Origin of the sequence: Pseudorhodoferax aquiterrae, from assembly GCF_014652235.1 — a bacterium.
GTDB classification, from domain to species: Bacteria; Pseudomonadota; Gammaproteobacteria; order Burkholderiales; family Burkholderiaceae_C; genus Pseudorhodoferax; species Pseudorhodoferax aquiterrae.
In genome coordinates, this window is record NZ_BMYK01000005.1 from 196116 (window position 1) to 207919 (window position 11804).

Sequence of the window (11804 nt, forward strand, 5' to 3'; positions counted from 1 at the left end):
TAGCAAGAGGCGAGCCAGTGGCTTGCGGCTGGCAGTGTAGTGAGGGGCTATGACCGAAGAGGCGGTGCAGGCGTCGAGGACCGGACCGTGGCTGAGCTGCTGCATCGGCTTCGTACTCGGCACGGCGGCGCAACTGCAGCAGCCTGCGCTCTGGGCGGCCTGGCCTTATGCGAGCCTCGGCCTGCTCGGATGCGCGCTGGCCTGGTTCGGCTGGCGCCACCGGTGGCCGGCCGCGCGGCTGCTGGCCGCGCTGGGCGTGGCGGCCCTGGCCTTCGGCGCGGTGGGTCTGCGTGCGCTCGCCTTCGAGGCGCAGGCCCTGGCGCCTGCGCTCGAAGGGCGCGACCTCGTGCTGACCGGGCGCGTGGCGGCCATGCCGCAGCCCGGCGACCTGGCCGTGCGCCTGCTGCTGGACGTGCAGGCCGCGCAGCTGGACGGTGCGCCCGTGCATGTCCCGCCGCGTGTGGAGCTCTCGTGGTACCGCGGCAGCCTGGACGGCGTGCCGCAGCAGACCCCGGAGCTGCTGGCCGGCGACCGCTGGTCGCTGCAGGCACGCTTGCGCGCGCCGCATGGCCAGCGCAACCCACATGGCTTCGACTACGAGCTCTGGCAGTGGGAGCGTGGCGTGCAGGCCACGGGCTACGTGCGCGCCGGGCCGAAGGACAGCGCGCCGCGCTTGCTGGAACGCGGCTGGCGGCACCCCGTGGAGCGCGCGCGCCAGGCCGTGCGCGGCGACATCTTCGCGCGCGTCGCCGAGCCGGGGCGCGCCGGCGTGGTGGCCGCGCTGGCCATGGGCGACCAGGGTGCGGTGGAGCGGGCCGACTGGGACCTGTTCCGCGCCACGGGCGTGAGCCATCTGCTGAGCGTGTCGGGCCTGCACGTGACCATGTTCGCCTGGCTCGCGACCGCGCTGGTCGGCTGGGGCTGGCGGCGGCTGGACCGGCTGGGCTGGTCGGCCTGCCTGTGGTGTCCGGCACCGCACGCGGGCCTGGTGGGCGGCGTGGCGCTGGCCGCGGCCTATGCCTTGTTCAGCGGCTGGGGCGTGCCGGCGCAGCGCACGCTCGCGATGCTGACCGTGGTCGCGCTGCTGCGCCTGGCGGGCCGGCAGTGGCCCTGGCCGCTGGTCTGGGCCGTGGCCGGCCTCGCGGTGTTGGCGCTCGATCCCTGGGCGCTGTTGCAGGCCGGCTTCTGGCTCAGCTTCGTCGCCGTGGGTGTGCTGTTCGCCAGCGATGCGGGACCGGCGGCGGCAGGCCCCTGGGCGCGCGTGCGGCGCCTGCTGCGCGAGCAGGCCATCGTCACGGTGGCGCTGGCGCCGCTGTCGCTGATGCTGTTCCAGCAGGTCTCGCTCGTGGGCCTGGTCGCCAACCTGCTGGCCATTCCCTGGGTCACGCTGCTGCTGACACCGCTCGCGCTGCTGGGCGTGGTCTGCGCGCCGCTGTGGGACCTGGCGGCCGCGACCACCAGTGCGATGCTGGCCGTGCTGGCCTGGCTCGCGCAATGGCCGCTGGCCAGCCTCACGCATGCGGCGGTGCCCTGGTCCCTGGGCGCTGCGGCCTTGCTCGGTGCCGTGCTGCTGGTGCTGCGGCTGCCGCTGGGCGTGCGCATGCTGGGCCTGCCCCTGGTGCTGCCGGCCCTGTTCTGGCAACCGGCGCGGCCGGCGCCAGGCCAGTTCGACCTGCTGGCCGCCGACATCGGGCAGGGCAATGCCGTGCTGCTGCGCACGGCCCGGCACAGCCTGCTGTACGACACCGGTCCGCGCCATGGACAGGACAGCGATGCCGGCCACCGCGTGCTGGTGCCGCTGCTGCGCGCGCTGGGCGAGCGGCTCGACACCGTGGTCGTGAGCCATGCCGACAGCGACCACAGCGGCGGTGCCGCGACCGTGCTCGCGGCTCAGCCGCAGGCCGCGCTGCGCGCTTCCCTGCCCGAAGGCCATGCGCTGGCGGCGCGCCATGCCGTGACGCCTTGCGTGGCCGGCCAGCAATGGGAATGGGACGGCGTGCGCTTCGAGGTGCTGCATCCGCCGGCGGGCGCGGCGCGCGATGCCAAACCCAACACGGTCAGCTGTGTGCTGCGCGTGGCGGCGCAGGGCCGTGCGGTGCTGCTGGCCGGCGACATCGAGCAGGCGCAGGAGCAGTGGCTGGTGGCCAGTGGCGCGCCGCTGCAGGCCGACCTGCTGCTGGTGCCGCACCATGGCAGCAAGACCTCGTCGAGCACCGCCTTGCTGCGCGTGGTGGCGCCGCGCTTCGCTTTGGTGCAGGCGGGCTACCGCAACCGTTTCGGCCATCCCGCGCCGGAGATCGTGCAACGCCTGCAGGCGCATGGCGCCAGCGTCGTGGCCTCGCCGGCCTGCGGCGCGGCGCAGTGGCGCAGCGACCGGCCCGAGCGCATCGATTGCGCGCGGGCGCAGCAGCCCCGCTACTGGCGCCACCGGCTTTGAGGGGATTTTTATTTTGCAAGCCACGGTCGCCGCCATCCGTGTCTGGCTTGCAACTTGCTATTCTCCGTACAGGAGATGGGTCCATGCTGAAATTTGACGAGATGTATACCAAGCTCCCCTACGAGTTCTTCTCGAAGGGTGAACAGATCCGGGATCACTACAAGATCTACGACGCCTGGCTGGCGCGCCAACCGGGCGACATGATGGCCAAGCGCCGGGCCGAGGCCGAGATGATCTTCCGGCGCGTCGGCATCACCTTCGCGGTGTACGGCGCCAAGGACGAGGACGGCTCGGGCACCGAGCGCCTGATCCCGTTCGACCTGATCCCGCGCATCATCCCGGCGGCCGAATGGGCGGCGATGGAGAAGGGCCTGGCGCAGCGCGTGACGGCGCTGAACCGCTTCATCCACGACGTCTACCACGACCAGGAGATCATCAAGGCCGGCCTGATCCCCAAGGAGCAGATCGCGGGCAACGCGCAGTTCCGCCCCGAGATGGTCGGCGTGGACGTGCCCAACAACGTGTACTCGCACATCGCCGGCGTGGACATCGTGCGGGCACCCGATGCCCAGGGCAAGGGTGAGTACTACGTGCTCGAGGACAACCTGCGCGTGCCCAGCGGGGTCAGCTACATGCTGGAGAACCGCAAGATGATGATGCGGTTGTTCCCCGACCTGTTCAGCCTGCACCATGTGGCCCCGAACGCCCACTATCCCGACCTGCTGCTGGAGACGCTGCGTGCCTCCGCGCCGCCGGCGACGGCCGAGCCCACCGTGGTGGTGCTGACCCCCGGCATGTACAACAGTGCCTATTTCGAGCATGCCTTCCTGGCCCAGCAGATGGGCGTGGAGCTGGTCGAGGGCCAGGACCTTCTGGTCAAGGACAACTTCGTCTACATGCGCACCACGCGCGGTCCCAAGCGCGTGGACGTGATCTACCGCCGCGTGGACGACGACTTCCTCGATCCCCAGGTGTTCCGCCCGACGTCCACGCTGGGCTGCGCCGGGCTCATGGAGGCCTACAAGGCCGGCAACGTGGTGATCTGCAACGCCGTGGGCACGGGCGTGGCCGACGACAAGTCGATCTATCCCTACGTGCCCAAGATGGTCGAGTTCTACCTGGGCGAAAAGCCCATCCTGAACAACGTGCCGACCTACATGTGCCGCCAGGCCGACGACCTGAAGTACGTGCTCGACAACCTCAAGGACCTGGTCGTCAAGGAGGTGCACGGCGCCGGCGGCTACGGCATGCTGGTCGGCCCGGCCGCCACCCAGGCCGAGATCGCCGACTTCCGCAAGGCGGTGGAGGCCAACCCCAGCGGCTACATCGCCCAGCCCACGCTGAGCCTGTCGAGCTGCCCGACCTTCGTGGAGTCCGGCATCGCGCCACGCCACATCGACCTGCGGCCCTTCGTGCTGTCGGGCAAGGAAGTGCAGATCGTGCCGGGCGGTCTCACGCGCGTGGCGCTCAAGGAGGGTTCGCTCGTCGTCAACTCCTCGCAGGGCGGCGGCACCAAGGACACCTGGATCCTGGAAGACGAGAACATTCCGTTCGCCAACTCGGCGCCCAGCCAACAACAAGCACAGACCTCGGGGGAATGATCCAATGCTGAGCCGCACCGCCGACCATCTCTTCTGGATGTCGCGCTACACCGAGCGCGCCGAAAACACCGCCCGCATGCTGGACGTGAACTACCAGTCCTCGCTGCTGCCGCAGTCCGCTGCCGTGGCGCAGCTGGGCTGGCAGGGCCTGCTGTCGATCAGCGAACTCGGCGGGCTGTACAGCAGCAAGCACGACAAGATCAGTTCGCGCGACGTGATGGAGTTCATGGTCAAGGACGAGAGCAACCCCTCGTCCATCGTGTCCTGCCTGCGCGCCGCGCGCGAGAACGCGCGGGCCGTGCGCGGCAGCCTGACCACCGAGGTCTGGGAGACGGCGAACAGCACCTGGCTGGACCTCAACCGCATGCTCAAGTCGGGCGAGTTCGAGGCCGACCCGGGCCAGTTCTTCGAGTGGGTCAAGTTCCGCTCCCACCTGTCGCGCGGCGTCACGCTCGGCACCATGCTGCAGGACGAGGCCTTCTACTTCCTGCGCCTCGGAACCTTCCTCGAACGGGCCGACAACACGGCGCGCCTGGTGGACGTGAAGTTCCATGCGGTGGAGAGCGACTTCTACGGCGCCGCCAGCGAGAAGGACCAGGAGTACGACTTCTACCACTGGAGCGCGATCCTGCGATCGGTCTCGGCCTTCGAGGTCTACCGCAAGGTCTACCGCGACGTGATCAAGCCCGAGCGCGTGGCCGAGTTGCTGATCCTGCGCGCGGACATGCCGCGCTCGCTGCACGCCAGTCTCAACGAGGTGCTGGCCAACCTGGAGATGGTGGTCAGCGACCCGGCCAGCGAGACGCTGCGGCGCGCCGGCAAGCTGCGCGCCGAGCTCAAGTTCGGCCGCATCGACGAGATCCTCGCGACCGGCCTGCACGCCTTCCTCACGCAGTTCCTGGACCGGGTGAACGAGCTGGGCAGCCAGATCAGCCGGGAGTTCCTCGTCCCCGTTCATGTCTGAGGGGCCGCTGCCCCAGCCCGTGCCGCCGCAGTCCACGGTGCGCGGGCCGCGGCCCCGATGAACCCGCTGCGCGGGTTCACGCGCTGGCTGGGGCGCTTGAGCGTCGGGCGCAAGCTCACCTTGATCTATCTGCTGGATCTGTCGGCCGTCATCTACGTCTGCGGCATCCTGATCCACGAGAAGTTCCAGTCGATCGACTTCACGCGCAAGGAGATCGTCGGCATCGAGTACAGCGTCGTCGTGCGCGACCTGCTGCTCGCCCCGTTCGAAGCCGCGGCGCCCACGCCGCCGCAGCGTGCGCAGATGCACGCGCAGCTGGCGCGCCAGCGCGCCGCGCACGACGAGGTGCTCAAGACCGGCGCGGCCGCCGATGCCTTCGAAGCCGCGCTCGCGCGGGTGGAACAGGGCCCGGACAGCGCCGAGGCCACCCGGCGCCTGCTGCGCAACGCGCGCGAACTGCTGACCACGGTGGGCAACCAGTCCAACCTGATCCTCGATCCCGATCTGGACAGCTACTACGCGATGTCGCTCGTGGTGCTGCGCTTTCCCGAATTGCTGGAGGTGCTGCACGACACCGTGCGCACGCTGCCCAGCGAGCGGGCCGTGGCGGCGGGCTCGGTCGACCGGCGCACCGAGCTGCTGATCCTGGCCGGGCGGCTCGATGCGGTGGCGCTGGGCATCCGCTCCGATTACACGCAGGCCTTCGCCGCCGGCACGGCGGTGCAGCGCGAGGCGCTGGGCCAGAGCCGCCAGGCGCTGCTGGGCACGCTGCAGTCGCTGCTGACCTCGGTGCAGCGCCTGGCCGACAGCCACATCGTGCAGTCCGACCTGGCCCTGCTGCGCGCAGAGCATGCGGCCACGCTGGCGGCCCTGGGTGGGGCCTGGTCGATCACCGCGCAGGACCTGGAACGGCTGCTGCGCGAGCGCGTGGACCTGTTGTTCAGCCGCATGTGGCTGCACCTGGGCACGGCGCTGCTGCTGCTGGGCTGCATCCTGAGCCTGGTCTACGCGGTGGCGCAGCAGATCGCCCAGCCGCTGCGCCGCCTCGCCGGTGTGGCCGATGCGGTGCGCCGCACGGGCGACCATGCGCTGCGGGCCCATTGGCACAGCCGTGACGAGATCGGCCAGCTCGTCACGGCCTTCAACCAGATGCTGACGGACCTGGACGCGCAGCGCCTCGTGCAGCAGGACGCGGCCGCCAGCGCCCGCGCCGCCCAGGCCCAGCAGATGCTCGTCGAGGCCATTCCGATCGCGCTCGTCGTGACCTCGGTGCCGCACCACGACGTGCTGCATGCCAACGCGGCCGCCCAGCCCTGGCTGGGTGGCCGCAGCACCGATCCCTGGCGCAGCGGCCTGGAGCCGGGCGTGCGCCAGCGCTTTTTCCAGCACCTGGCCGACCGCGGCGTGGTCGACGAATTCGAGGTGCGCTGGCTGGGCGGCGAGGAGCCCTCCTGGGCCGTGCTGTCGGCGCGCCGGCTGCAGTTCCGCGGGCGCGACGCGGTGGTGACGGCCTTCACGCCGATCAACGTGATCAAGCTCATGGAGCGCCGGCTCGAGCTGTGGGCCAAGGTGTTCGAGGCGTCCTCCGAGGGCATCGTCATCATGGACGCGCAGCTGCGCATCCTGTCGGCCAACCGGGCCTTCTGCCGCAGCACCTCGTACGACTTCTACGAGGTGATCGGGGAGCAGCTGTCCATGCTGCTGGCCGCGCAGGGCGGCGACCCGCTGGGCGAGCGCATCGCACGCACCGCGCAGGAGCGCGATGCCTGGCAAGGCGAGGTGCAGTTCCGCAAGCGCTCGGGCGAGACCTATCCGGCCTGGCTCATGATCTCCGCGGTGCGCGACGCCACCCGCAGCGGTGCGGTCACGCAGTACATCGGCATCGCCGTGGACATCAGCGACCGCAAGCGCACGGAGGCGCGCGTGCAGTTCCTGGCCCACCACGACGTGCTGACCGAGCTGCCCAACCGCTCGCTGTGCGTCGAACGCCTGGGCGAGGCCATCGCCCATGCCGACGCCACCGGCGAACAGGTCGCCGTCTTGTTCATCGACCTGGACCGCTTCAAGACGGTCAACGACACGCTGGGCCACCACATCGGCGACGGCGTGCTGCGCTCGGTGGCGCAGCGCCTCACGCAGGCGGTGCGCACCGGCGACACGGTGAGCCGGCTGGGCGGCGACGAGTACGTGGTCATCATGCGCAACATCGGCTCGGCCGACGAGCTGCGCCAGGCGGTGGAACGGCGGCTGATCCCGCTGATCCGCCAGCCCCACCATGTCGAGGGGCATGCGCTGCACGTCTCGTGCAGCGTGGGCGTGGCGCTGTACCCGCAGGACGGCAGCGACCTCGACGCGCTCATGCGCCGCGCCGACGCGGCCATGTACGAAGCCAAGGGGGCCGGCCGCGATGCCGCGCGCTTCTACGAGCCCGCCATCGAGCAGCTGGTGCAGCAGCGGCTGCTGCTGGAGCAGCAGCTGCGCCATGCGCTGCAAGCCGGCGAGCTGAGCCTGCACTACCAGCCGCGCGTGCGCGCCGATGGCCATGGCGTGGTCGGCGTCGAGGCACTGCTGCGCTGGCACAACGCGGTGCTGGGCGAGGTGCCGCCGGCGGCCTTCATTCCGGTGGCCGAGGAGACTGGCCTGATCCGGCCGATCGGCGCCTGGGTCATCGAGCAGGCCTGCGCCCAGCTCGCGGCCTGGGCCCGCCAGGGCCTGACGGGCTTCGGGGTGTCCGTGAACCTGTCGTCGGTGCAACTGTCCGAGCCCGGCCTCGTCGAGCACGTGCGCAGTTGCATCGCGGCCAGCGGCATCGCGGCGCACGCGCTGGAGATCGAGATCACCGAATCGCTGCTGATGGACAACGCGCCGCAGGCCGACCAGCAGCTCGCGGCGCTCAAGGGCCTGGGCGTGGGCCTGGCCATCGACGACTTCGGCACGGGCTATTCGAGCCTGGCCTACCTCAAGCGCTTCTCGATCGACAAGCTCAAGATCGACCAGAGCTTCGTGCGCGACATGCTGACCGATCCGACCGACCTAGCCATCGTGCGCGCCATCGTGGCCCTGGCCCACACGCTGGGGCTGCAGGTCGTGGCCGAAGGCGTGGAAACCGGCCACCAGGCCGCGCAGCTGGCCAGCATGGCCTGCGACGAACTGCAGGGCTACTGCTTTGCGCGGCCCATGCCCGCGGTGCAGCTGGAACGCTGGCTGCGCACCCGCGGCGCACAGCCGCAGCGCCGCCGCGCCGAAGCTATTCGTCCATGACGGCGCCGGCCGCGTCGCCGTACTTCTCGACGAACCAGGCGTGGCTGGCCTGCGTGCCCAGCTCGTAGGGGCAGGCCTCCTGCAGGATCTTGCGCACCTCCTGTGCCGCGCGCCAGCGCGCCAGTGCCTGGGTGCTGGCCGCGTCAGGGCCTGCCGGGCGGCTGGCCAGGATGAACTGCGCCAGGCGACGGTCGACTTCGAGGATGACGGTGGGCTCGGCTCGCATACAACTGCAATAGCAAGTACCGGGCCGCGCTGGCTGTATCAGGACTCCGGGTGATCCCGGAGGTCGTCCTCCGGCGGATGCTGCAGGAAGGCCTGGATCACCTGCTTGGCCTCGTCCAGCCGTGCGGGCTGGGGCTCGGTCAGGGTCTGGTGCAGCAGATTGGTGAAGGCCTCCAGCACCATCTGTGTGCGTTCGCTCATGCCATGCTGTTGCGTGGCCTGCCGCACGCCCGGCGCCGCGCGTGCGAGGGCCTCGTGCAGCACCGCCCGCTGCGGGTGCGTCGCGGCCAGTGCCGTGGTCACCGCGGTCAGTGCCGTGACCAGGCCCAGCAGATCCTCGTTGCTGCGCTCGAGCTGCTCCAGCCGTTCTTCGATGTAGCGGTGCCCAGGGCGGCCGGTGTCAGACATGCGGTGTGCGGCTCAGGGGGCGGCGCGCTCGATCAGCGCCGTGATGGCGGTGAGGACACCGACCATGGCGAGCGCATGCAGCACGAACGCCAGGCGGGCGCTGCGCCATGGCGATGGCAGGCCAGTCGTGGCGGGGGGGAAGGGCGTGGTGTTCACCAGCAGCTTTTCGTGGGGGAGCTCGGGGGCGCTGCGCATGGCTCGCGTTCTCATGGGAGCGGGCGAGCATGGAGGATGCCAGAACCAACTGTCATCCACCGTACGGAGGACGTAACAGCGGGCAAGAGTGTACCTGCCTGTGCTAGGGGGTTCCATCCGGGCGTCGAACGTGGCATAGCATGCGGCCCATGAACACAGGCAAGAAGCAATGGTGGGCCGCCGTGGCCGTGCTGGCGTTGGCGGGTTGCGCAGGGCTGGGCGGGCCGTCCGGCCGGCCCGGGGCATCGGCACCCCCTGCGACCTGCGATGCCGCGGCCGCGCAGTTCGCCATCGGCCAGTCCTTCGGCCCGGCGCTCGAGCGCGATGTGCGGGCACGCTCGGGCGCCAGCATCGTGCGCTGGCTCAGCCCGGGGCAGGCCGTGACCATGGAATTCAACCCGGCGCGCATCAACCTGACGCTGGACGGCCGCAGCCGCATCACCAAGGTCGCCTGCGGCTGAGCTCAGCCGGTGCCGTCGAGCGCCTTGGGCGTCGGCAGCTTGGTCGGATCCTGCGGCACCTTGGTGTCGGGGCAGGCCGTCAACAGCGCCAGTGCGGCGCAGGCGGCGAGGAAGACGCGGCACATGGAGTCTCCTTGGGTCAGCCATCGACCGAGGCGCTCCAGCGCTCGCCCCAGCCATCCGTGGCCTGGTCGAGCACGCGGCGCTCGCGCTTGGTCGGCCGGCCGTGTTCCTGGGCCAGCGCCGGCTCGGGTGCCAGCCGGCGCTGTTCGGCCTGCCGGGCGCGTGCCTGCAGGCTCTCCACCGTTTCTTCGTAGAGCGCCTGCGCCACCGGCGCCGGGCCGCGTTGGCCGCTGACGCCGAGCACAAGCACGGTGCGCAGCACCGGCCCCTGGCGCACGGAAACGGTGTCGCCCGGTTTGACCTCGCGCGCCGGCTTCACGTCGTGGCCGTTGATCTGCACGCGGCCGCGCTCCACCTCGTCCGCCGAGAGCGTGCGCGTCTTGTAGAAGCGGGCCGCCCACAGCCATTTGTCGATGCGAATTCTGTCCATCGCCGCCGATTGTGCGCCGGCCGCGTGGCCGGTGTTGTAGGCCGATGGCGCACCGTCGGGGCGCGCCGGGGCGAGCGGCGGCCCCGTTACCATGCGCGCCGATGCCCGCCACCGAGTCCGCGTTGCCGCCCGACGCCAGCAGCATGCTGGCGCTGGCGGCGCGCTCCATGTTCCACCTATTCTCCAGCATGAGCCAGGGCATGTTCCTGGTCGACAAGGCCGGCACCATCGTCTGGGTCAACGAGGGGTACAGGCGCTTCCTGCCGGCGCTGGGCTTTTCCAGCATCGACGAATTCCAGGGCCATCCGGTCGAGGAGGTGATTCCCAACACCCAGATGCGCCGCGTGCTGGAGACCGGCGAGCCCATCCTCGTGGATCTGTTGACGAACAAGGCCGGCACCTTCGTGGTCAGCCGCATCCCGCTGCGCGAGGAGGACGGCCGCACCATCGGCGCCATCGGCATCGTGCTGTTCGACCAGCCCGAAACCACGCTCAAGCCGCTGATCGAGAAGTTCGCCCTGCTGCAGCGCGACCTCGACGACGCACGCCGCGAACTGGCCAGCCAGCGCAGCCGCGCGCTGCTGCAGGGCGAGGGCGGCACCGGCCAGCGCCGCGCCAAGTACACCTTCGCGAGCTTCATCGGCACCAGCCCGGCGGCGCTGGAGGTCAAGCGCCACGCGCGGCGTGCGGCCCAGTCGTCCAGCCCGGTGCTGCTGCTGGGCGAGACCGGCACGGGCAAGGAGCTGCTGGCCCATGCCATCCACCTGGCCTCGGCCCGCGCGCGCGGGCCCTTCGTGAGCCTGAACATCGCGGCCGTGCCCGACACCTTGCTGGAGGCCGAGTTCTTCGGCGTCGCGCCCGGCGCCTTCACCGGCGCCGACCGGCGCGGCCGCGACGGCAAGTTCAAGCTCGCCGACGGCGGCACCCTGTTCCTGGACGAGATCGGCGACATGCCGGCCGCGCTGCAGGCCAAGCTGTTGCGCGCGCTGCAGGAGGGCGAGATCGAGCCGCTGGGCTCGAACCGGCTGGTGCCCTTCGATGCGCGCGTGATCGCCGCGACCTCGCGCGACCTGCCGGCCCTGGTGCGCCAGGGGCGCTTTCGCGAAGACCTGTACTACCGGCTCAACGTGCTGCCGCTCAAGCTGCCGCCGCTGCGCGAACGCCGTGGCGACATCCCGGCCCTGGTGGAGGCGCTCAGCGAAGATCTGGCCCAGCGCAGCGGTGAGGCCCCGCCCGAGCTGATGCCCGACGCGCTGGCGCTGCTGGCCGGCCAGCACTGGCGCGGCAACATCCGCGAGCTGCGCAACGTGCTCGAGCAGCTGGCCATGCGCAGCGACAGCCAGCGCGTGGACGCGGCCGAGGTGCGCCGCGTGCTCGCCGAGACCGGCGTGGAGGCCATCGCCGCCGCGGCGCCGCCGCCCGCGCCCGAAGGCCAGGGCCATGCCGCGCTGCTGCGGCCTCTGGCCACCCAGGTGGCCGAACTGGAGGCGCTGGCCATCGCCGCCGCCATGGCCGAAACCGGCGGCAACAAGCTGGCGGCGGCAAGGCTGCTTGGCATCTCGCGCGCCACCCTGTACGGCCGCCTCCAGGGCGACACGTAAGTCCCGCTTTCATCACATCTGCGGACCCGCCGTCGCTTGCGGTGTCCCAGCCCTGATAAGTTCGGCCCTCCGGCCTGACAGGCCCCGTATTTCAGGGA

The 11804-nt window shown here is 70.8% G+C and carries 11 protein-coding genes; 6 read left to right on the top strand and 5 right to left on the bottom strand.

Annotation, left to right across the window (positions count from 1 at the left end; all coding sequences use genetic code 11):
* The first annotated feature begins 49 nt into the window (after positions 1–49).
* The 4 genes from IE209_RS11185 (at position 50) to IE209_RS11200 (ending at position 8263) form a co-directional block, all read left to right on the top strand.
* A complete protein-coding gene (locus IE209_RS11185) occupies positions 50–2437 on the top strand; it encodes a DNA internalization-related competence protein ComEC/Rec2 (RefSeq protein WP_189687031.1) in 2388 nt (795 codons plus the stop codon).
* A gap of 83 nt (positions 2438–2520) precedes the next feature.
* Positions 2521–4038 carry a circularly permuted type 2 ATP-grasp protein gene (locus IE209_RS11190; RefSeq protein ID WP_189687032.1) on the top strand — a complete coding sequence of 506 codons (1518 nt, stop codon included), beginning with the start codon at positions 2521–2523 and terminating at the stop codon, positions 4036–4038.
* Between the two features lie 4 nt (positions 4039–4042).
* Positions 4043–5002, top strand: coding sequence for an alpha-E domain-containing protein (locus IE209_RS11195; RefSeq protein ID WP_189687033.1), 960 nt, complete (start codon positions 4043–4045; stop codon positions 5000–5002).
* A 57-nt stretch (positions 5003–5059) separates the two neighbouring features.
* Positions 5060–8263, top strand: coding sequence for a bifunctional diguanylate cyclase/phosphodiesterase (locus IE209_RS11200; RefSeq protein ID WP_189687034.1), 3204 nt, complete (start codon positions 5060–5062; stop codon positions 8261–8263).
* Here IE209_RS11200 and IE209_RS11205 read toward each other — a convergent pair.
* From IE209_RS11205 to IE209_RS11215, 3 genes are read right to left on the bottom strand one after another with little or no spacing between them, the layout of a single operon-like run.
* Positions 8250–8489: a hypothetical protein gene (locus IE209_RS11205; RefSeq protein WP_189687035.1), complete on the bottom strand. Its 240-nt coding sequence runs from the start codon at positions 8487–8489 to the stop codon at positions 8250–8252. The two genes, IE209_RS11200 and IE209_RS11205, sit on opposite strands and share 14 nt — an antisense overlap.
* A 38-nt stretch (positions 8490–8527) precedes the next feature.
* Entirely contained in the window at positions 8528–8896 is a 369-nt protein-coding gene (locus IE209_RS11210; protein WP_189687036.1) for a hypothetical protein, read from the bottom strand.
* Positions 8897–8908: 12 nt separating this feature from the next.
* On the bottom strand, positions 8909–9091 hold the full coding sequence (locus IE209_RS11215) for a hypothetical protein (protein ID WP_189687037.1): 183 nt from the start codon (positions 9089–9091) through the stop codon (positions 8909–8911).
* A 149-nt stretch (positions 9092–9240) separates the two neighbouring features.
* On the opposite strand from IE209_RS11215, the gene IE209_RS11220 reads away from it, so the two are divergent.
* Positions 9241–9552, top strand: coding sequence for an I78 family peptidase inhibitor (locus tag IE209_RS11220; protein ID WP_189687038.1), 312 nt, complete (start codon positions 9241–9243; stop codon positions 9550–9552).
* A 2-nt stretch (positions 9553–9554) separates the two neighbouring features.
* Here IE209_RS11220 and IE209_RS34195 read toward each other — a convergent pair whose 3' ends face one another.
* Both IE209_RS34195 and IE209_RS11225 read right to left on the bottom strand, forming a co-directional pair.
* Positions 9555–9677, bottom strand: a complete 123-nt coding sequence (locus tag IE209_RS34195; RefSeq protein WP_268245960.1) for a hypothetical protein — start codon at positions 9675–9677, stop codon at positions 9555–9557.
* A gap of 14 nt (positions 9678–9691) precedes the next feature.
* Positions 9692–10105, bottom strand: a complete 414-nt coding sequence (locus IE209_RS11225) for an RNA-binding S4 domain-containing protein (RefSeq protein ID WP_189687039.1) — start codon at positions 10103–10105, stop codon at positions 9692–9694.
* 101 nt (positions 10106–10206) lie between these two features.
* On the opposite strand from IE209_RS11225, the gene IE209_RS11230 reads away from it, so the two are divergent.
* Entirely contained in the window at positions 10207–11706 is a 1500-nt protein-coding gene (locus IE209_RS11230) for a sigma-54 interaction domain-containing protein (RefSeq protein ID WP_189687040.1), read from the top strand.
* Positions 11707–11804 lie beyond the last annotated feature (98 nt).